Here is a 20,689-nt window from a genome sequence, read left to right as displayed (position 1 = left end):
GGTTTGCGCGCAATCATCGCGGCGACGCGCGGCTACGTATTATGGTCTGGATGCTGATAGCTGACAATGCTGCCGGCTTCGGCAGAACCGGCAGCTTCCGAGGTTGTCTTGCCGGGAAGGTTGTGCAGATGGCTGATCCAGGCAAGCTTCGATTCAACGCCGATTTGATAGGTTGGAATGACGTGATCCGGCCGATCGAAAGCACCGGTCAACAGCTCGATCACCGTACCGTCAACTTTGCGATAGCTCAGCGGCGTTCCGCAGGCCGCGCAAAAATCGCGCTCCGCCATCGATGACGAGCGAAACGTCGCCGGCGCGCCGCGCGTCCACGCGAAATCGCCATGCGGTATTTCAACGAACGATGCGAACGGCCCGGCCACCGCCTTCTGGCACATCCGGCAGTGGCAGACGCTGATCCGTCCCGGTTTGGAGTAGGACGCAAAACGCACAGCGCCACATTGGCAACCGCCGGTGAGAACGGGAACTCGTTCCTTCATGGCTTCACCCCATACGTTCGTAGGCCGCCTTGAGCATTGCGAGGGCATCGCCTCCGGCAAAAATAAACTCGCCGACACCCGCAGCCCGCAGCGTGGCTTCGAGTTCGCCGGGCCGGCCTGCGAGATAGATATGCTTCGCGCCCGCGGCGTGAAGGGCCTGCGACGCGGCAACGGCCTGCATCGCGTAGACCTTGTCGGAGGAACAAAGACAAACGAGGTTTGCGCCGGAAGCCGTGAAGGCGGCCGTGAGCGCAGCTGGATCGGAAAAGCCGTCGTTGCCGGGAGCTTCGATGCCGCCAGTCTCAAAGAAGCTCTTCGCGAATGTTGCTCGCGCGGTAAAATCCGCTGGCGTGCCGAGATTGGCGAGGAATACCGCCGGGCGCTTGCCGGATTTCGCCAGCATTTGATCCGAGGCATCGCGCAGTTTCTCAAACGATGCGGCCAGACGAATGGGCGCGAGCGCATCAAACGTCGTGACGACCTCATCCGATGACGGCAGAACCGCGGGCTTTACATCAAGCACTGCGGGTTTTTTCTCGTTCAGGTTCGGGAATTCGCTGGCCCCGGTCAGAATGTCCTTGCGCTTGGCGATATTGACATCGCGCGCGGTGCGCACGGCGGCGACTTTCGACTGAATGACATTCTTCTCAAGTGCTGCAAATGCACCGCCGGCCTTTTCGATTTCCTGAAACTGCGTCCAGGCGGCGTCGCAAAGCTGTCTGGTCAGGGTCTCGATGCCGCCCGATCCAGCGGCCGGGTCCGACACCTTGTCGAGATTGGATTCTTCCAGCAGCACAAGCTGGGTGTTTCGCGCGACACGGCGGGCGAAAGCATCCGGCAATCCGAGCGCCAGCGTGTGCGGGAGGACGCTGATGCTGTTGGCGCCGCCGAGTCCTGCCGAGAATGCGGCGATGGTCGCGCGCAGCATGTTCACGTCGGGATCGCGCTGCGTCAGCATCCGCCACGAGGTTTCCGCCACAACGAACATCGGCTCGGGTGTCAGTCCGCAGCTTTGCTCGATCCGCGCCCACAGCAGCCGCAACGCGCGGAATTTCGCCATGGTAAGAAACTGGTCGGCGTCAGCGCTGAGGCGCGCGTAGACCATTCGCCGTGCGGCGTCGAGTGCGATGCCGGCAGCTTCCAGCGCCCGCAGATAGGCGACACCGACGGCGAGGACGCAAGCCAGTTCCTGTGCTTCCGAACCGCCTGCGTCGTGGATCACCCGGCCATCGGCAGGAGCGAACGGGCCGCGGAATCCGATCTTTGCGAGTTGCGTAATCTTTCCGCCGAACACCTTTGCGATCGAATCCCAGCTGCCGTGGCTGCTGCCGCGCACGCCACCGCCGCCGATCGGATCGAGACCAAAGCGGACATTCACTGTTGAGGGCGCGATCTTTCGCGCGGCCAGCAGTTCGGCGAGGTGCTGTCCCATGTCGCGCGACTGCGGACCGATTTCGAACTCAATGCCGATGCCGGCGTCGAGGTAGATACCATCGAGGACACGCGCCAGCGCTTCCTTGGTCGGCGGCAAACCAAATCCCCGCGCGGCATTGGCACCTGCGAAGACGATGGTCAGGCCTGTCGCGCCGTTCTCAAGATCATGAAGCGCCTGAGCGTTGGCGATCGCGGCATCGGGGTGATCCACACGCTGCATGATCTGCCATGGTGCGCCGGCAAGACGAGCGGGAATGGCTGTTGCATCGCGCGCGCGCTCATAGATCGGATCGATCCGCAGCCCATCGTAAGTCTTGCCGACCAGCTTTTCGAACGGCGCGCCTTTGAGGACGCCATCGGCCAGCTTCCGCCAGTCATCGCGGGAGGCAGGGGCGAAGTCGGCCGCGAGCGGCAGATCGTCAGTCTTAGTGGACATTCAGGGGGTTAGCTCCCAGTAAACATTACTTTGTTGGCCTGAAAATGCCACGCGGCGGCGCGCAAGCCAATTGGTTGTTTCAGGCGTTTAACGCAAATCAGGCAGGCGTTCGATACCATCAGCGGTGAGCCGCGCAAGGGCCTCACGCGCGGTTTGTCCCGCAATCGGGCGATCCGGCGCGATCTCCGCCAGCGGCACCAGGACGAAGGCCCGTTCGAACAGGCGAGGGTGCGGCAGCGTCAGTTCTGGCTTGTCGAGGCGCACGTCATCATAGGCGATCATGTCGAGGTCCAGCGTGCGCGGACCCCAGCGCCGTTCATTGGCCCGGTCACGGCCGAACTTCTTCTCGATCTTGTGCAGTGTGAACAGCAGCGCGTGCGGATCGAGACTGGTCTCGATCTCGATGCAGGCATTGACGAACGGCTCCTGATGCTCGTCGCCCCAAGGCGGCGTCGTGTAGTCCGAGGAGCGAGCGATCAGTGCAGCCTGCGTCATGCCGCAGATGTTGGCGATGGCTTTCACGAAGGTTGCGCGGACATCGCCGACATTGCCGCCGAGGGCGATCAGGACGCTCGCCATGCTAGTGTTCCGTATCCGACGTTCGCTTCACTGTGCAGCGCCTCCCGAGAACCGGACCACTCGGCTCAAGTCCGCGTACGTGTGATGACGACGCCAACATCGTCGAAGATCGCGGCGATGGGCGCATGCGGCTTGTGGACCGTCACTTTCACCGCGCTGACGCGGGTGAAGGCGGCAAGGATCGATTCCGCCACCGCACCGGCCGCGCGTTCGAGCAGATAGTAGTTATGGCCCTTGAAAGCCGCGCTCGCGGTCGCGACAACGTCCGAATAGGACACGGTGTCGGCGAGCTTGTCGGTGCGGGAAGACTCCGCGAGATCGATCGACAATTCGAGGTCGATCACGAACCGCTGGCCGACTTCGGCTTCATGGTCCATGACACCATGACGGGCGTGGATCAAAAGTCCCTTGATGAAGATCACGTCGCTCATCGCTTATCCTCGATTGCCGATGCCACGCGCAGGGCCTGCACCGTTTCCGCCACGTCGTGCGCGCGGATGATTTTTGCGCCGCGCTGCGCCGCCAGTAGATGTGCCGCAAGGGAGCCGCCGATCCTCTGATCCGGTTCGGACGGTGATACGGTCGAGATAAATCGTTTGCGCGACGCACCAACCAGCAATGGCAGGCCGAACTGGTTCAGGTCATTGAGCCGGGCGATTGCGGTCATGCTCTGCTCCGGCGTCTTGCCGAAGCCGATGCCCGGATCGAGTACGATATTTCCCGGCGGGATATTCGCCTTGGCTGCGATGTCGAGCGAACGCGCGAAAAACGCCACCATGTCTGCCACGATATCGATGGCAGGATCGACGTTGTCACGGTTGTGCATGACGACCACCGGCGCATTATAATTCGCGATCATCCGCGCCATGTCCGGATCGCGCTGCAGACCCCAGACGTCGTTGGCAATGACCGCGCCGTTGCTCAGCGCCCACGCGGCCACGGATGCTTTCATGGTGTCGATGGAGACCGGGACCCCGAGGGCAGCAACCGCAGGCAGGACATTTTGCAGCCGTTGCAGTTCCTCGTCGGCCGAAACCGGCTTCGAGCCATAGGGCCGGGTGGACTCCGCGCCGACATCGAGAATGCCTGCGCCCTCTGCGGCCATCCGCTTTGCCTGCGCGAGGGCCAGTTCGGGCGTGATGAATTGGCCGCCGTCAGAGAACGAGTCCGGGGTGACATTGAGCACGCCCATGACCACGGGAAAGGGACGTGCGAACAGGCTGCGCAGCACCGGATGAAGCTGCGCGGCAGCCGGATTTGACGATCGGGACGGGGCGGCCATCATGCGGTGGCTTTGCGCGGTCCCTGCTGGCGAGTCAAGCGATGGTGAAGCGGGCTATGGCCCAAGGAGCCCTGAGTGGCCACTGCAGCCGGGGCCGTGGGCCGTTTCAGTAGGAAATTTTTAACGGCAGCTTCCGGGCGCGCTGGATCAGTTCGGCGACGGATTTGTCCGATGGGAGAACCTGGACCAGCTTGCGCTTGTCGTTGGCTTCCTTCATGGCCTGCGCGAGGCGCTGAGGGTTGCGTTGCACGAACTCGCGCACGGTCACGACGCCTGCCGCTCGCAGCAGCTCAGCCTTGGCCTTGCCCATCCCCTTGATGCGCATGCAGTCTGCGATGTTCGCCCAGGCCAGCAACTGTTGCTCGCTGAGGCCGGTCTTTGTCGCGAGCAACTTCCGGCCCTTTGGGGTGCTGGCATTGTCGAGCAGCGCGGCCATCGTGCGAATACCCTGTGCCTTGAGCTTGGCCTGAGCTTGCGCGCCAAGGCCGTCAATCTTCGAGAGAGGATACGCTGAAAGAGGATTGGACATGATACTCGAACTTGAAAAATGAATTTTACGCGAACTTGGAAAGGCCAGGCGTCTCGGCAATGATCGCACGCATCCCGTCCGCGCCAATTTTGTCGCGGCCGAACTTGAACAGTTCACGCGCAAGGTTCTGAATCTCGCTCATTCCCAGGCCCAACCCCATCAGCTTGGCGCCAAGCGCCATGATGCCACCGCCAAGCATGCCCGCGAGACCGCCGCCGGAACCAGAGGCTTTGATCGCGTCTTCTGCGCCCGGTATTTGCTCGATCAGCGAACGCACCTGTTCAGCCGGCCCCTCCTTGCGAAGGAACCCAAGCATGGCACCGACAGCTTTTTCGGCCACAGCGTTGTCTATGCCGGCTTTTGCAGCCAGCTCGCCAATGAACTCGTTCATTAAATTGCCCCGTTACCCACCGGTTGCCCACCGGATCTTTATTTGTGATTTTATCTTGAGCGCGTGTTTTGCGAATTACAAGCGATGACGCTTTTTCAGACCGCAGTTGAGCGCAATCGACCGTGAAGTGTTGCACCCGTGCACGAATCATCGTCGATTTCGCGATCATTTGCCGTTCCAAAGGTGACAAATTGGTTAGCGCGGTTTCAAACTACGCAGCGGATGCGAATTCGTTTCAATCCATCGTCCGAATTGTGATGCGGTTCAGATCGTCGCAGTCGAGATTCACAAGGACGAATTGACGCCTTGGAGCAAAATTTCACTCAATCGCTGCGGTGGAGCGACATATATTATGCCAGTGCATCATGCAGCGCGGCATCGGCTATTGTCGCGCCAAGCGATCTGCGGGTTGACCGGCGGGTTCCATACTGCAAGATCACACATCATGCGCCGCGTTTCGACGGCGGGACAATAGAGTCTGCACGAGGCGAGAGATGGCAAAGAGAGCGTCCAAAACTGCTTCTGACAAGGCGGCAAAGCCCGCGCCGGCTGCTGCCGGAGGCGCTGCGTCCGCCGATACCGACAAGACGATCTTTATCGGGAAGGGCGATCAGCCCACATTTCTGACGCTTGGGCTCGCGAACCGGCACGGTCTCGTCACGGGAGCGACCGGCACCGGCAAGACGGTCTCGCTTCAGGTCATGGCCGAGGGTTTTGCGCGCGCAGGTGTTTCGGTCTTCGCCGCGGATATCAAGGGCGACCTGTCGGGCATCTCCGAGGTGGGCGAGGCCAAGGATTTCATTCTCAGCCGCTCCAAGACGATGGGACTGGATTTCAAGCCGGACCAGTTTTCGACAGTGTTCTGGGACGTGTTCGGCGAGCAGGGCCATCCGGTGCGCGCCACGGTCTCCGAAATGGGACCGCTGCTGCTGTCGCGCATGCTCGATCTCAACGACGTGCAGGAAGGCGTGCTCAATGTCGCTTTCAAGGTCGCCGACGAAGGTGGCCTTCCGCTGGTCGACTTCAAGGATTTGCGCGCAATTCTGGATGCCATATCCCCCGCCAACGGAAAGAAGGACGCGGATGACACCAGCGACGCCATTCTGGAACTCAAACGGACGGCCCAGCAGTTCGGCAACGTCACGAAACAGACTATCGGCACCATCCAGCGCCAGCTTCTGGTGCTGCAGAACCAGGGCGGCGAGCAGTTTTTCGGCGAGCCGGCGCTTCAGTTGAAGGATTTCATGCGCACCGACTCCAACGGCCGGGGCATGGTCAACATCCTGGTCGCGGACAAGCTGATGCAGAGCCCGCGTTTGTACGCAACGTTCCTCCTCTGGATGCTGTCCGAGCTGTTCGAGGAATTGCCTGAGGTCGGCGACCCGCCGCAACCGAAACTCGTGTTCTTCTTTGACGAAGCGCATCTTCTTTTTACCGATGCCCCAAAAGCGCTGCTCGACAAGATCGAGCAGGTCGTGCGCCTCATTCGTTCAAAGGGCGTCGGCGTCTATTTCGTCACGCAAAACCCGATCGATGTTCCTGATCGCGTTCTTGCCCAGCTTGGCAACCGCGTCCAGCATGCGCTGCGCGCGTTCACCCCGCGCGATCAGAAGGCGGTGCAGGCCGCCGCACAGACGTTCCGGCCGAACCCCAATCTCGATACCGCACAGGTCATCACCGAACTGGGCAAGGGCGAGGCGCTGGTGTCGTTCCTTGAGGGCAACGGCACGCCGGCCATGGTCGAGCGCGTCATGATCCGTCCGCCGACCGCCCGGATGGGACCGATTACGCCCGAGGAGCGCAAGGCGATCATGGCGGCGAGCCCGGTGCGGGGCAAATACGACACCACCATCGATTCCGACTCTGCCTTCGAGATGCTGCGCGAGCGCCTTACCCAGACCGCGGCCCCAGCCGCTGAAGGAAGTTCGGAAGGCGGAGTGTTGGGCCAGCTTGGCTCGATCGTCGGATCCATTTTCGGCACGACGCGTCCGCGCGGCCAGAAGCTGTCGACAGGGCAGGTCATCGCGCGCGACGTCACGCGCTCGGTCACAAACAAGGTTGCCGGTAGCGTCGCGGCCAGCCTCGGCAAGTCGGTGGCCGGTTCGATCGGAGGATCGATCGGCCGCTCCATCGTGCGCGGCGCGCTTGGCGGGTTGTTGCGGCGATAGCTGTCGCGCCGTCGCTATCTCCGGTCTCAGGGAAGAACAAGATATGTCCGCCACGCCCCAACTCGCCGCCGTCCTCGATCATATCGACAAGGATTTCGACAAGAGCCTCGAGCGGCTGTTCACGCTGCTCCGGATCAAGTCGATTTCGGCCGATCCTGCCTTTACCGACGATTGCAAAAAGGCCGCGGATCATCTCGCCGCCGACATCGCTTCCATCGGCTTTGCGACCGATGTGCGTCCGACCGCCGGGCATCCGGCCATCGTCGGCAAGAGCAACGGCAGCGCTGGCGCGCATGTTCTTTTCTACGGCCATTATGATGTGCAGCCGGTCGATCCGCTCGATCTGTGGCACCGGCCGCCGTTCGAGCCGGTGGTGACCGATCACGCCGATGGCCGCAAGATCATCGTTGCGCGTGGCGCCGAGGACGACAAGGGCCAGTTGATGACCTTTGTTGAGGCCTGCCGGGCCTGGAAGAATGTCACCGGATCGCTGCCGCTCAATGTGACGATCCTGATCGAGGGCGAAGAGGAAATCGGCTCGAAGAATTTCGGTCCTTTCCTCGACAAGCACAAGAAGGACCTCGCCGCCGACTTCGTGCTGGTTTGCGACACCGGCATGTGGGACCAGAACACGCCCGCGATCACGACCTCGCTGCGCGGCCTCGTCTACGACGAGGTCAAGATCAAGGCGGCGAATCGCGATCTGCATTCGGGCATCTTCGGCGGCGGCGCGCAGAACCCGATCCGCGTGCTGACGCGCATTCTGGGAAGCCTGCATGACGAGAACGGCCACATCACCATTCCAGGCTTTTACGACGGGGTGAAGGATCTGCCGCCCGACATCCTGGCGCAGTGGAAAAATCTCAATCTCTCTCCGGAAACTTTCCTGAAGCCGATTGGGCTGTCGGTGCCTGCCGGTGAAAAAGACCGGCTGCTAATCGAGCAGGTATCGTCGCGTCCGGCCTGCGACATCAACGGCATTGTTGGCGGCTATACCGGCGAAGGCTCCAAGACGGTGATTCCGGCGGAGGCGTCCGCGAAGGTTTCGTTCCGGCTGGTGGAGGGCCAGCAGCCGGAAAAAATCCGCAGGGCCTTCCGCGATTTCGTCACCTCGCGGTTGCCTGCGGACTGCACCGCCGAGTTCATCGATCATGCCGGTGCCCCCGCAATTGCGCTCGACTGGGGCATGAAGCCGCTGGCGGCGGCGAAGCGTGCGCTGACCGACGAATGGGGCAAGGACGCGCTCCTGATCGGTTCTGGAGCGTCGATTCCGATTGTCGCGGATTTCAAGAAGACGCTGGGGCTGGAAACCGTGTTGATCGGGTTCGGACTTGAGGACGACAACATTCATTCGCCGAACGAGAAGTATGACCTCAAGAGCTTCCACAAAGGCATCCGCTCGTGGGCGCGTATTCTGGCGGCGTTCGCCGACACACCGCGCTGAGGTTTCGATGTGAAGTAAGTGTCGCGCGGTATCCCTCCGCGTCGTCCCCGCGAAGGCGGGGACCCATACTCCCTAAGTGATGGAGTTGGTCGAAATGCTGGAGCAATCTTTTTCGCCATCACGACGACCTTCGGTGGTTATGGATCCCCGCTTTCGCGGGGACGACATTGTGTGAGCTGCGCGTATCTCGCGTCATTTCTGATTCAGCTTTCAAACAGCCACGCGTCATTGCTCTCGCGCCATGCGCGAGGTGAGCTTTGAGGTGTGCCCCCGAAATGAGGGGCATGGAGCGCCGCGAGGCGCGCCTTGATATCGTTTCGCTTCCGGCACCGCTTGCGAGGCGGTGAACTCCGGAAGCGCATCGCCTTGCAGCGCTCCATTCCGGCGATTTTGGACGAGGGGAGCGTTCTTCCGGGACAGGACGAGCGCTTTCACGCCCCGATCCGGCGGCTTTCGCCGCGTTCATCCTGTCCGCGTCCAGCCACTCAAGGCAGAGCCACGTAGTTGGCCCGGACGCTGACCCCCCAGCCTCCCGGACGCAACGGGTGCGAACCGTGCGCGCAGGCGCCGCATCCTGCTCCGCTTCAAAGCGCCCTCGAGAAGCGCCCCTCACGAACAGGACATCGCGAACTTAAGCGTGGTTCGGGGCACGGGGATTGCTATCCCCATCACGAAATGTTTCGCGCGGGGACGACATTGCATATGTGGCGAGTTTTACACGTCCCACATTTCGTCATGGCCGGGCTTGTCCCGGCCATCCACGTCTTCCATCAATGTCGCAAGCAAGGCGTGGATCACCGGGTCAAGCCCGGTGATGACGACTGTGGGTGTTGACGCGTCTGCGCCAAACGCAAAAACGCCGCCCGGAATTGGGCGGCGTTTGCAGTCCGGTCAGTGTAGAGGCTGACGGATCAATATCTATAACCCGGATAGATCCTGTTCAAGTCCTGTAGCTTGGATCGATCCTGTCCAGCTTGCGCAGCAGCGGAGGCCAGACAAGTTTGGTCGAACGCAGATCCGAGCGCACCGGGTCGGTCACCAGTTTTTCGTTCTTCTCGATCACCAGCTTGTCGACCGGATAGGCGGTCGGCCCAAGCATGCGGGTGCGGACCTGCATCGTGCAGGCGCGCTCGAGGTGATACATGCGCTCGAACGCCGAGGCGACCGAACGGCCGACGGTCAGCGTGCCGTGATTGCGCAGCAGAAGATGGTTCTTGGTGCCGAGATCCTTCTGGATGCGCGGGCGCTCGTCGTGATCGAGCGCGATGCCTTCGTAGTCGTGATAGGCGAGGTCGCCGGTGACGAGCTGCGCGGTCTGGTTCAGCGGCAGCAGGCCTTCCATGCAGCTTGCAACGGCGGTGCCGTCCGCAGTGTGGAGATGCATCACGCAGCCGGCATCCTCGCGCACTTCGTGAACGGCGGAGTGAATCGTAAAGCCGGCGGGATTGATGCTGTAGTCGCTCTCGCTCAACTGGTTGCCGTCGAGATCGACCTTGACTAGGCTCGACGCGGTGATTTCGTCGAACATCAGTCCGTAGGGATTGATCAGGAAATGATGCTCAGGACCGGGCACCCGCGCCGAGATATGCGTGTCGACGAGATCGTCCCAGCCGTACAGCGCGACGAGGCGGTAGCAGGCAGCGAGATTGACACGCTGTTCCCATTCCGCGTCCGACATGGTGGATTTGACTTCCTTGAGGCGTGCTTCGGCCGGTGACATGGCTGTTTTCTCCCGCGATTTATTGATCTTTCGTGCCTAGTGGTCCGATTCTAACATTCGCATCCCATTTCAGCAGGCATTCTTGCGAATGTTAGAATCGACGGACCACTAGCAAATATAAGTTTCTAGTGGAGTTTGGATTTGACATTCGCTTTACGGACTCGCCGCCCATTGGGTAGCGAATGTCAAATCCACTCCACTAGAGCCTAGCCCTGCGATCCCGCCATCGCAACATGCGGTCGCCGCAGGGGCGCCATGTGGCAGATCAGGGCGCGGGGATGGCGAGCAGGCTGGCGATGCTCTTGCCGCGGATGTCGTAAACCCGCGCGAACACCACGTCGTCACGTTTGATCTCGACGACCACGGGCGCGTTGAGGCCCTTGCAGTAGAATTCGCCGAGCGTCATGGCGAAGTCGGCGGCGTGACTGTCCCAGCCAATCGTGAAGTCAGGGCCAAGCGCGACCTGCGCCGGGCGCTGCGGACCGCACACCGCGACACGCCACTTGCGGTTCCGGGGCGCGGGTTCCTGACGCTCCTCGATTTCCTGCCGCAGCCCTTCGGAGGCCTGCTTGAGCGCGAGACCCCAGTAATCGAGCATGTAGCGGTCGTCGGCGCCGCGAACGGTGCCGGCGATGTGGTTGAAGTGCGTGTACTGATAGGGATGCAGCCGGATCATTTCATTGAGCGGCAACATCAGTCCCAGCATGAACAGCAGGGCAAACACCGCCTGCGCGCCGCGGCTGTGCTGCTTCAGCCAGCCGACGATGGCGGCGAAGGCGACGCCGGCAAGGACCGCCATCGGCGGGATGACGAAGATGAAATGACGGATGCCGTTGTAGAGAGCAGGGCGCTTCACCATCGCGATGATCAGCGGCAGCGTCGCGGCCAGCGTCAGCATCAGCAGGATGGTCTTCCGCCTGGAATCGACTTCCGATCGCATCAGCGCAACGAGCGTGCCGACGACGCCCGCGCCGAGCAGGCCGAGCATGACTTCCGGAAGCTGCAACGCGAACAGCGTCGGCAGATAGGACCACGGCATGTCCGGCACCGAGACGATCGCGCCGTTGAATAATTCCTTCCATGGCTTCTCGAAGAAATGCGAGAAGTACGTCAGCGCGCGAAACGGATTGGCAACGTCGATAATCGCCCAGGGCCAGATGAGGCCCATGATCAGATAGCCCAGCAGCAGGCCGGGCAGCAGAACATAAACGACATGGCCGAGCCGGCGCGCGGTTTCACGCGCGCCGTGCACGCGGATGTCGGAAATCCAGAGCGGCAGGAAGCCGATCACGGCATAGATCAGCGCCAGACCGCCAAGGATGCGGCAACCGACCGACAGACCTGCGCCGAGCCCGATGATCAGGATCGTGTGCGGCGTCGGTGACGGATATTCCTGCGCGAGCCGCACCAGCCCGAGCATCAGGATCGCCATCGCCACCGCGAAGGGCGCATCCTTCGGATTCATGAACATGTGCCCGTAGAATGTCGGACACAGCGCGAGCAGAACGATCGCGGCGAGGCCGGCCACGGGCCCGCCGACGCGCCGCGCGAGCCGCCATGTGACGCCGAGGCCGATCACGCCCACGATGGCGCCCAGCAGCCGCCGCGTCTCGAACAGTTCGAGCGGAACGATCTTGTGCAGCAGCGCGGCGGCCATGTCGAAGCCGCCGCCATACATGTAGAGGTTCGCGAACCCGAGGGCGCTGGTGTCGGTGAAGCCGCTGCCGAACATCTTCAGCAGCAGATCGGCATATTCAGCGTGGGTGTAATCGTCCCAGCCAAGGCCATAGTCTTTGAATGTCAGACCCGCGATGACTGTCACAACAGCCAGCACAGCGAGCGCGAGGTCATCGCACGTCTGCTCGATCGAGCGCCCGGCTGGCGAGTCGAGTGCCGATGTTGTGACGGATGACATCTAGCTAATGGATCCAGCGTTCCCGCGCCTGCATATCTTCCGGGCAGGCTTCCCGGGAACTTTGTATCTCAGTTCGGTGTTTAGGTAATTGTGAATTGTGGCACATTTTCTTAGATTGCAACGCAACATTGCGGTCAGGGTAAAATTACAACCACGGTCCGAACGCTTTCTTGCACGCCTGACAGATTAGGCTCCTGAATCTGAATGGCGCCTGACCGACGGGGCATCTTTCGTTGAAAGGGCGCTCAATTACCGATTGGTAACGCGCTGACTTGAAACTATTATGGAACTCTACCTGTTGAGTCCGCTGGCGCGGGTTTGGAGCTTGTAATGATTGCGCTATTGATCGGCGGAACGGTCGTCCTGTGTATCGGCCTTCTCACGGTCGTTTTCGGGATTCCGATCAAGGAATTCAGCTTCGGCAACACGATGATCCTGGCAGGAGCCGTGGTGTCCTGCACCGGGCTGGTCCTGATCGGGCTGTATTTCGTTGGCCGGGAATTCAGGAACCTCGCCCGCCGTCTGGAAACTGGCCTGCCGACGCCGGCTGTATTGCCGCGCGAACCGGCGGCTGAGCTTGAGGTTCCAGTCATTCGTCCGGCGCGCGCTGCGGTCCCTGAACCGCCGGCGGCACCCCGTCCGATACCCCCAAGGTCTCCCATCCGCGAAGAAAGAACTGGCCGCGAGGAAAGGCTTGGCCGCGAGGATACGCTGTTCACCCGCGATCAGCCGTCCGACAGGGATCAGGATGATTTTGCTGCCGACGATAGCCACGATGCCGGCCGCGCGCCGTCAGAACCGGCTGCCTGGGACGAACATCCGATCACCCGCAACCGCAATCTCGGAGCATCGAGCGAACCGTTCGAGCCGCCTGCCGAACCCACGCCGCGCCAGCGGCGCAACATCATGTTTTCATCGTCCCGGCGCGACAAGAACCGCGAACTGTCGCCGCGCGATTCGTCGGTGTCGCCGGATGAAGGTCAGCATCAGTCCTCCGGAGAGGATACCCAGCGCGGTGACGCTGAAACGAATGCGCCCAGTCCGTTCGAGAGCGCGTGGCCGCAGTCCGGCAGACCGCGGCAGGAATCATCCTTGTTTCCAAACGGCCGGACTCCGCCGCCGCCAGCCGCCGATGATGAGCAGGAGACGCCTGAGCCTGTCCGCGAACGATTTCCACGGCGCGCCGATGCGTCGTCGGTGACGATCGTGAAATCGGGTGTGGTCGATTCGATGGCGTACTCGCTGTATTCCGATGGCTCGATCGAGGCGCAGATGCCCGAAGGCATGGTGCGGTTCGCCTCCATCGACGAACTGCGCGCGCATCTGGATCAGCGCAACTAGGCGCGGATCAGCGCGGCGTTTGATGTCTGCCGTAACGGCTGCGAAGCGTCGTCCCAGCTTCGCCCGCTCATGTCATCTCTTGCGCGCCACGATGTAGGGACGGGCCTCGTTGCCCTTGGTTGCGTGGTTTTCAGTGGCAAGAATGTCGAAGCCTGCGGCACGTATATGCTGCCTCAGGTCCGCCGCCCGAAAGACTCCTGCATAGGGTGCTTTGCCGATCGCGCGCATCGCGGGCAGCGCAAATTTGATGAGTGGATTCATATCCCCGATGCAGGGTGTCTTGGAGATAAACAAGCCCTCCGCCGCCAGCACGGCGTGGATGCGGCGCAGCGTGCCAGGCAGGTCGCGGACCAGATGGAGATAATTGAATCCCAGAACCGCGTTGAACTGTGCCGCATCGGGTGTAAGCGCTTCTGCAGTCGCGGTGCGGAAGACAAGGGCCGGGATGGGGCCGGCGGCGTGTTTCTCATTGGCAATCGCGATCATTTCAGCGGAAATATCCGTCGCAAGATAGCTTTGAACATGTCCGCGAGCCGAAGCGCCGTTGTCCCTGTACCGCAGCCCAACTCCAACACCCGGTCGTTTGGTCCCAGCAGGGCGCGGGTCCGGTCCAGCGTGCGCTCATAGCCGGCCTGATCCGCAATCGCACTGACGGCGTACTTCCGTGAACTCCGGTCCCAGAAACGGGCATCGCTCGCTGTGCTCATGGAGGGTATTCCTTTCAAGGCGGCTTAACATACGCGGATAATGCACGGCAGCTTTCGGTACGTGGCGCGAACCGCTGCGGCTTTAAATAAAGCGCCGCAGTATTCAGTTCTTCTTGTCAGACTGGCAATAGTTCTTCCATACTTGGCAAGTAACTTGCCAAGTATAGACGGCCGCCGCCGGGCATCTGTTTGCTTGGGCCGGCTCGTTTTCGACTGCGCATCCGATCGCGTCTGAAAGACATCACCATGAGCGAAACCGCCCCCAAGGGATTCGTCGAGCTGACCGCGTCGATCGTGTCGGCCTATGTCAGCAACAACGCGACGACGGCGGCCGAAATCCCGGCCCTGATCAGTCAGATCCATGCCGCGCTGGTGCGGGTCTCAACCGGCGGCACCGAGGCCGCGGCCGAGCCGGCCAGGCCCGCGGTCTCCATCAAGAAATCGATGACCTCGGACTACCTCGTATGCCTCGAGGACGGAAAGCGCTTCAAGTCGCTGAAGCGGCACCTTCGGACGCAGTACAACATGAGCCCGGAGCAATACCGCGAGAAATGGGGCCTGCCAGCTGATTATCCGATGGTGGCTCCGAACTACGCCGTGGCCCGTTCCCAGCTCGCCAAGAAGATGGGTCTCGGCCAGCAGCGCCGCCGCCGGAAATAACGGGCTGGCTGGCCAATACAGGCTTGGACGACAGGCTTGTTTTGGCCTAGGAATAATTCCACATTGAGGCGATCCCGGAGTCAAGCCGGGATCGCCTCGATTTTTTTCGGGGATCGCTATCCCCGCTGTTTGCATCGTCACTAGGATATAGGTATAAATTCCTAGTGAGGTTCCGATGCTTGAAGTCCGATCGCCCGCTTCCGGTTTTTCCCCGCCGCAATCCTCCAGTTCCGCTGAGCTGCGTCCGAACGACATTTGCCGTTTGGTCATCGCCTGCGTTGCGGCCGACTTTGGCCTCGCCGCCGCCGATCTTGAAAACGGGCTGCGCGGCTCGCAGCGCGCCGCTCTCGCGCGGCAGATCGCGATGTATCTCGCCCATGTCGGGTTTGGCCTGACGTTCGAGGCCATCGGGCGCGCATTCGGACGCGACCGCACCACCATCGCCCACGCATGCCGCGTCGTGGAAGATGCTCGCGACGACATCTGGTTCGACTGCCGTGTCGCGACACTCGAGCTGATGTGCCGCGCGGCGGCCGGTGGAGACGGCCGATGAAACGACAGCAAGGCCGCTCGCCCGGCTCCGGCACTACACGCCAAACTCCCGGCCATGAGATCGATCGGTTCCGCGCGCTGCACCTCGACCTGTCGGTGCGCGATCTCATGACTGAAACCGGCATGACGCAGGTGCTCGTCAATGACAGCGAAAGCCCGCTCGGATGGCTGGCGCGCCGCAAGGGCCGCGATGGCCGCGCCATGATCGGGCCGGATCAGTTCATCGCAGGTGAACGGCTGCGCGCGGACTTCACGCGCGGACACCTGACGCCGCGCGTCACGTCGAGCTGGACCGGCATCGGGCGAACGCGCGGCGCCGGCGGTGGTTTTGAGATGACGGACCTGATCGTCGCGTCGCGTCAGCGTGTGCGTCTGGCGCTCGAAGCCTGCGGTCCGGAGTTTTCCGGGCTGCTGCTCGACGTCTGCTGTTTCCTGCGCGGTCTGGAGGACGTCGAGCGCGAGCGCGGCTGGCCGTCACGGTCGGCGAAAGTCGTGCTGCAACTGGCGCTGGATCGGCTGGCGCGTCATTACGGACTGCGCAGCGATGTAAGCGGCACCGGCGTGGCCATCAGGACATGGCTGGCCGACGACGCGATCTTCAAACCGTAAGATTCAGGAGGCAGACGCTAGCGTTTCGCGGGCGTCGTTCTTGATGCGCTCGACCATGGCCCGCAGGCCGTTGGAACGCTGCGGCGTCAGATGCTCGCGGAATCCGAATTCGTCGAAGATGGTGATCGGATCGGTCTTTAGAATGTCCTGCGGTGTTTTTCCGGACTGGATGGTCAGCAGGATTGCAATCAACCCGCGCACGATATGCGCGTCGCTGTCGCCCTTGAAATTCAGCACGGGTTCGCCGTCGCTGCGGTCGATGCTGCGCGACAGCCAGACCTGGCTGGCGCAGCCCTGAACCTTGTTCTCGGCTGAATGCTCGGCGTCGGACATCGGCGTCAGCGTGCGGCCAAGCTCGATGACATAGCGGTAGCGGTCGTCCCACTCCTCGAGCAGTTCGAAATTGTCCCTGATCTCGTCGATGGTGGTCATGGCCGCCCGCAAACTCGTGTCAAATGTCTTGTGCCAAGGATGCTGACAAGGATCCTCGCACGAGCCTTATATGAGATCGCGGAGTGTCGAAAGCCATAAGTTCCGGGCCTTTTCGGCCCGAAATATCGGCCGTTCCGGGCGGCTTTATGGTCCCGTCGTCGTTCCCGAAGCCGGCGGCTGCCAGTCGATGGCGAGATCGTCCTGCGACAACGTCTGATGGACGATCGCAACGGTCTGGGCTTCGCTCATATCTCGGTCATCCGGCGTGCCGATCGAACCGGTATGATCCGGCGCCTTCTTGTTGGCCTTGTCGGCGGGTTCAGGCGCTTTCTTGTCGGTCTTCTCGTTCTTCTCGGCCTTGTCCGTGATGAACTGATAAACTTTCTTGGCGCCGGACTGGGCGCGTTCGCCGATCACGGTCGCAGCCTGTCCGCCCACCGTGCATGCCGCCGGTTGCCGGTTGCAGAACTGGCTCATGTCGGACACGGCCGCAGTGGCCGCCGAAATGGCTTCCGATGCGCCGATCTGCGGACCCTGGTCCGGAGCGGACGACTTGTCGGTCGGCAACAGCACGAGCACGAGCCCCAGCCAGAATGCCATGCGAAGAAGGAAGAACATCACACACCCCGTCGATCGCTTTCACCGGAGTTGCTTCACCGCTGTGAAGCGCTCCGCCCCGTTGCGATTGATCTCGCAATCATCGTCAGTCGTAGCAGACGCGGATAAATCCCCGGTTCTTGTGCTGTGTAAAATTTGAATGGTTTGATTTGGCGTAAATTTTCAATTGATAAGAAGTTATTTTGTTTTGAATGCCGCGCATGGGCCTGCTGGAGCGCTCATCGGCCATGCACGATTTCGAAACCATAACGACGCGGCATGGAAACTTCGCGTTCACCATTCCGGCCGAATGAAATCGCCGATTTCGCGCGAAACAGCACATCCGAATGGTGTAACTCGCAATCGGCCCCGCGCCTTAGCGTTCGCTTAAGTTCACTCTGACACCATCGGCCAAACGAAAAACGGGGGCGTTCCGGCCGTCGATACGACGACCGGCCGAGCAGTGAGAACAACGTGAGATTGTCCGGCATCATACGCGATCATCTGGACTCGCTGCTGCATCCATCAGCGCGGCGGGATCTGATGACGAGAGCCCGTCATCGCGCCTTCATCGGCCCGCGGCTGCTGGGCGGCCTTGCCGCGCTTGCTTCGCTGCCACTTTATCTTGCGGTGCGCGGAGCGCCGCAGGAAGTCGAAGTCATGGTGTTCGCATGGCTGATCGCGCCGATCCTCGTCTCATATTATCTGTCGCGCACAGGCCAATACGAGCGCGCGCACATCCTGTCCTCGACCGCACTGGCGGCGGTGGTCATGGCGGTGTGCATCAATACCGGAGGAATCTCGTCGTTCGCTGCGATCTGGCTGGTGGCCGTTCCGCTCGATGCGGCGCTGTCGGCCTCGCGGCGTGCGGTCGCCATCGCCGTTGCGCTTGCGCTCGGCTGTGCGCTGGGACTCGTGGTGATCGACGCCTTCGGAGCCTTGCCGGTGTCGCAGATTCCTGCCTCGTACAGTTCGCTGTTCGAGGCGCTTGGGATTGCAACCGCGACGATCTACGCATCGGCGCTGGCGTTCAGCGCGGAATCGCTGGGCCGGATGAGCAGAAAGCTGCTGATGGTCGAGGAGGAGCGTTATCGCCTTCTCGCGCACAACATCAGCGATGTGATTTCCCGGCACAGCCGTAACGGCGCGATCCGGTTCATTTCGCCGGCCGCGGAGGCCTTGCTCGGTACGCCCGCGGCGCTGCTGCTGGAGCACGGACTGTTCGACCGCGTTCATGTGGCCGATCGTCCGGCTTACCTGACTGCCTTGTCGGAAGCCGCGCGCAGCGGCGACGAACGCAGTGTCGAATTCCGCGTGAGGCGGGATGTCGCGCGTGACTCCGATCATGCACGCACGCCGTCCGCCGACTTCGTCTGGATCGAAATGCGGTGCCGGCCGATCGATGCGACGTCACGGTCGCTCGCGGGTCCCGATGTCGACGTGGTGGCCGTGATGCGCGACGTCACCGAGCGCAAGCTCCAGGAACAGGCGCTCGAGATGGCGCATATGGAAGCCGAGCGCGCGGGTGCATCCAAGTCGCGCTTCCTCGCCACGATGAGTCATGAATTGCGGACGCCGCTGAACGCCATTATCGGGTTCTCGGAAATGATCGTTCGCGAGAAGGAAATGATGATCGATGCGGCGCGCCGGCAGGAATACGCGCAGTTGATCAACGACTCCGGCTTGCATTTGCTCTCGGTGGTCAACGGCATTCTCGACATGTCGAAGATGGAAAGCGGCAACTTCGAGATCGTTCCCGAGCTGTTTGCCCCGCGCGAGTCCCTGATCGGCTGCTGCAACCTGATGGTTCTGAAAGCGCGCGAAAACGGCATCGAGATTGCCACGCGTGCCCCGGCGGACCTGCCGCAGATCACCGGCGATCCGCGCGCCTTCAAGCAGATGATTCTGAATTTGCTGTCCAATGCCATCAAGTTCTCGGAGCGGGGCGGCACCGTCACCGTTTCCGCGGGCGTGGAAGGATCGCGCCTGCTGGTTCGTGTGGTCGACAGCGGCGTCGGTATCGGCGCCGAGGACCTGAAGCGGATCGGCGATCCGTTCTTTCAGGCCGGAAAGACCTATCAGCGCCGCCACGAAGGGACCGGACTTGGACTCTCCATCGTCAAGAGCCTGGTCGCGATGCATGGCGGCGAGATGACGGTACAAAGCCAGATCGACGTCGGTACGACCGTGACCGTTGCCTTGCCGATGGTGTTTACGCCGCCGGCCGAAAAGCCCAGCAATATCGCCACCCTCGCGCCGCAGCGCGCGGAACCACAAGATTATCAGGTGAAGAAACGTGCCTAGACAGATTGCAGAAGACGACGAGAAACCCCGCCGCCGCCGTCGCGCCGCCGCAGTTGCGGTTGAGCCGGAGCCGGAGCGCGGTCTGATCATGCGCGTCCTGCTTCACAGCCCGAAGGATACACTGGCGGCAACCGCGGCGCTCGCGGCTGTGATCGCCATCGTCACCAATGCGATGTTCCTGCAGGCCGGCCGTCACCCATCGCCGATGTTCAGCACCGCTGCGGTCTCGTCGCTACCCGCCGTGGCACCGTCGCCCGCGCCGTTGCCGCGGGTCCGTCCGGTTGAAGCCGAGGCTCGCGTTATCGACAAGCCGCAGGAATCGGTAGCGCCGGCTCCTGCGAAGCCGGTCGCATCACCTGCCGTGCCGCGGCCTCCCGCGCCGGTTCACACGGCAAAGAGCGATCCGGTCGGCGATCTGATTGTTTCGACCCGTCGCATTGCCGCGGTCCAGCGTGCGCTGACCGAGTTTGGCTATGGCCAGCTCAAGCCGACCGGCGTGATCGGAACGGATACGCAGGCGGCGATTCAGAAATTCGAGCGGGATCGCAAGATGCCGCTCACGGGTCAGTTGTCCGATCGCTTGATCCGGGACCTGACGGTTCTGACGGGGCGCCCGATCGACTAAGCGGCGTCACCCATCAATGGTGAGACAGGCGGCTAACATCGTCGGCTCCGACTGTGGTAGCACCTGCCTGTCTTTCCATCCGCCTGATCGGTCCTGCCTCATGTCTCGCCTGAAATCGTCTATCTGGGTCGCGGGTTATCTGCGGCGATGCCAGAGCGCCGGTATGTTCGGCGCGGTCCGGCGTCGCGGCGCGGAAGAAGCGGGCGCGGTCTTCGTGAAGGTCGCTCTGATGGACGGCACGGCGCTGCTGTTCGTTCCGGCGCCGCAAACCGCCTACGATGACAGCCGGCCGGTCGAGCGCGTTTTCACGCAGTCGCCGCCGCAGGCCGTGGACGAAGCCGCCATCGAAGCGCGCCTCACCAAGGAAATCGGTTTCGATCCGGATGTCTGGATTGTCGAGATCGAGGACAGGGAAGGGCGGCACTTCCTCGATCTGGCGAAAACATAAGGCGGTTTCGATTAAAGAG

The 20,689-nt window shown here is 61.9% G+C and carries 20 protein-coding genes and 1 pseudogene; 9 read left to right on the top strand and 12 right to left on the bottom strand.

The genetic code is table 11. The features are described 5' to 3' along the window. Positions 1-32: 32 nt before the first annotated feature. From HNQ36_RS02775 to HNQ36_RS02745, 7 genes are all read right to left on the bottom strand, one after another. Entirely contained in the window at positions 33-497 is a 465-nt protein-coding gene (locus tag HNQ36_RS02775) for a GFA family protein (protein WP_184082407.1), read from the bottom strand. A gap of 4 nt (positions 498-501) precedes the next feature. Beyond that, positions 502-2,367 (bottom strand): methylmalonyl-CoA mutase family protein, encoded by a 1,866-nt coding sequence (locus HNQ36_RS02770; RefSeq protein ID WP_184082406.1) that lies wholly within the window; start codon positions 2,365-2,367, stop codon positions 502-504. 87 nt (positions 2,368-2,454) lie between these two features. Continuing rightward, positions 2,455-2,946 (bottom strand): 2-amino-4-hydroxy-6-hydroxymethyldihydropteridine diphosphokinase, encoded by a 492-nt coding sequence (folK, locus tag HNQ36_RS02765; RefSeq protein ID WP_184082405.1) that lies wholly within the window; start codon positions 2,944-2,946, stop codon positions 2,455-2,457. Between the two features lie 65 nt (positions 2,947-3,011). Beyond that, positions 3,012-3,377 carry a dihydroneopterin aldolase gene (gene folB, locus HNQ36_RS02760; protein ID WP_184082404.1) on the bottom strand — a complete coding sequence of 122 codons (366 nt, stop codon included), beginning with the start codon at positions 3,375-3,377 and terminating at the stop codon, positions 3,012-3,014. Further along, positions 3,374-4,231 (bottom strand): dihydropteroate synthase, encoded by an 858-nt coding sequence (gene folP / locus HNQ36_RS02755; protein ID WP_184082403.1) that lies wholly within the window; start codon positions 4,229-4,231, stop codon positions 3,374-3,376. The genes folB and folP overlap by 4 nt, the downstream gene beginning before the upstream one ends. Before the next feature lie 103 nt (positions 4,232-4,334). Continuing rightward, positions 4,335-4,757, bottom strand: a complete 423-nt coding sequence (locus HNQ36_RS02750; RefSeq protein WP_184082402.1) for a DUF4332 domain-containing protein — start codon at positions 4,755-4,757, stop codon at positions 4,335-4,337. Positions 4,758-4,782: 25 nt separating this feature from the next. Continuing rightward, positions 4,783-5,148, bottom strand: coding sequence for a DUF2267 domain-containing protein (locus tag HNQ36_RS02745; RefSeq protein ID WP_184082401.1), 366 nt, complete (start codon positions 5,146-5,148; stop codon positions 4,783-4,785). A 494-nt stretch (positions 5,149-5,642) separates the two neighbouring features. On the opposite strand from HNQ36_RS02745, the gene HNQ36_RS02740 reads away from it, so the two are divergent. Together HNQ36_RS02740 and HNQ36_RS02735 are read left to right on the top strand one after the other, a co-directional pair. Next, on the top strand, positions 5,643-7,316 hold the full coding sequence (locus tag HNQ36_RS02740) for a helicase HerA-like domain-containing protein (RefSeq protein ID WP_184082400.1): 1,674 nt from the start codon (positions 5,643-5,645) through the stop codon (positions 7,314-7,316). A gap of 43 nt (positions 7,317-7,359) precedes the next feature. Then, positions 7,360-8,760 (top strand): M20/M25/M40 family metallo-hydrolase, encoded by a 1,401-nt coding sequence (locus HNQ36_RS02735; protein ID WP_184082399.1) that lies wholly within the window; start codon positions 7,360-7,362, stop codon positions 8,758-8,760. A gap of 940 nt (positions 8,761-9,700) precedes the next feature. Here the strand turns inward: HNQ36_RS02735 and HNQ36_RS02730 are convergent. Then, a complete protein-coding gene (locus HNQ36_RS02730; protein WP_184082398.1) occupies positions 9,701-10,480 on the bottom strand; it encodes a class II aldolase/adducin family protein in 780 nt (259 codons plus the stop codon). Between the two features lie 265 nt (positions 10,481-10,745). Next, positions 10,746-12,395: an ArnT family glycosyltransferase gene (locus HNQ36_RS02725; RefSeq protein WP_184082397.1), complete on the bottom strand. Its 1,650-nt coding sequence runs from the start codon at positions 12,393-12,395 to the stop codon at positions 10,746-10,748. 330 nt (positions 12,396-12,725) lie between these two features. On the opposite strand from HNQ36_RS02725, the gene HNQ36_RS02720 reads away from it, so the two are divergent. After that, positions 12,726-13,736 (top strand): hypothetical protein, encoded by a 1,011-nt coding sequence (locus tag HNQ36_RS02720; RefSeq protein ID WP_184082396.1) that lies wholly within the window; start codon positions 12,726-12,728, stop codon positions 13,734-13,736. 72 nt (positions 13,737-13,808) lie between these two features. On the opposite strand, the pseudogene HNQ36_RS02715 reads toward HNQ36_RS02720, so the two are convergent. Beyond that, positions 13,809-14,443 (bottom strand): annotated as a pseudogene (locus HNQ36_RS02715) (class I SAM-dependent methyltransferase). 246 nt (positions 14,444-14,689) lie between these two features. Here HNQ36_RS02715 and HNQ36_RS02710 point away from each other — a divergent pair. The 3 genes from HNQ36_RS02710 (at position 14,690) to HNQ36_RS02700 (ending at position 16,264) form a co-directional block, all read left to right on the top strand. Then, positions 14,690-15,103: a Ros/MucR family transcriptional regulator gene (locus HNQ36_RS02710; RefSeq protein ID WP_046830223.1), complete on the top strand. Its 414-nt coding sequence runs from the start codon at positions 14,690-14,692 to the stop codon at positions 15,101-15,103. Between the two features lie 175 nt (positions 15,104-15,278). Then, positions 15,279-15,656: a helix-turn-helix domain-containing protein gene (locus tag HNQ36_RS02705; RefSeq protein WP_184082395.1), complete on the top strand. Its 378-nt coding sequence runs from the start codon at positions 15,279-15,281 to the stop codon at positions 15,654-15,656. Further along, complete coding sequence (locus HNQ36_RS02700; protein ID WP_184082394.1) at positions 15,653-16,264, top strand: DUF6456 domain-containing protein; 612 nt, start codon at positions 15,653-15,655, stop codon at positions 16,262-16,264. The genes HNQ36_RS02705 and HNQ36_RS02700 overlap by 4 nt, the downstream gene beginning before the upstream one ends. A 3-nt stretch (positions 16,265-16,267) precedes the next feature. Here HNQ36_RS02700 and HNQ36_RS02695 read toward each other — a convergent pair whose 3' ends face one another. Both HNQ36_RS02695 and HNQ36_RS02690 read right to left on the bottom strand, forming a co-directional pair. Beyond that, the gene (locus HNQ36_RS02695) at positions 16,268-16,696 is read right to left on the bottom strand and encodes a SufE family protein (RefSeq protein WP_184082393.1); all 429 of its coding nucleotides are present in this window, start codon (positions 16,694-16,696) and stop codon (positions 16,268-16,270) included. Positions 16,697-16,840: 144 nt separating this feature from the next. Continuing rightward, positions 16,841-17,314, bottom strand: a complete 474-nt coding sequence (locus tag HNQ36_RS02690) for a DUF5330 domain-containing protein (protein ID WP_184082392.1) — start codon at positions 17,312-17,314, stop codon at positions 16,841-16,843. Positions 17,315-17,836: 522 nt separating this feature from the next. On the opposite strand from HNQ36_RS02690, the gene HNQ36_RS02685 reads away from it, so the two are divergent. The 3 genes from HNQ36_RS02685 (at position 17,837) to HNQ36_RS02675 (ending at position 20,670) form a co-directional block, all read left to right on the top strand. Next, on the top strand, positions 17,837-19,597 hold the full coding sequence (locus HNQ36_RS02685; protein WP_246395216.1) for a PAS domain-containing sensor histidine kinase: 1,761 nt from the start codon (positions 17,837-17,839) through the stop codon (positions 19,595-19,597). Next, a complete protein-coding gene (locus tag HNQ36_RS02680) occupies positions 19,590-20,222 on the top strand; it encodes a peptidoglycan-binding protein (protein ID WP_184082390.1) in 633 nt (210 codons plus the stop codon). The genes HNQ36_RS02685 and HNQ36_RS02680 overlap by 8 nt, the downstream gene beginning before the upstream one ends. A 100-nt stretch (positions 20,223-20,322) precedes the next feature. Continuing rightward, entirely contained in the window at positions 20,323-20,670 is a 348-nt protein-coding gene (locus HNQ36_RS02675) for a DUF1491 family protein (protein WP_184082389.1), read from the top strand. Positions 20,671-20,689: the final 19 nt, after the last annotated feature.

This window comes from Afipia massiliensis, assembly GCF_014203115.1.
Classification (GTDB): Bacteria; Pseudomonadota; Alphaproteobacteria; order Rhizobiales; family Xanthobacteraceae; genus Afipia; species Afipia massiliensis.
The sequence above is the reverse complement of the archived record's forward strand: the minus strand, read 5'-3'. Positions and strand labels throughout refer to the sequence as shown.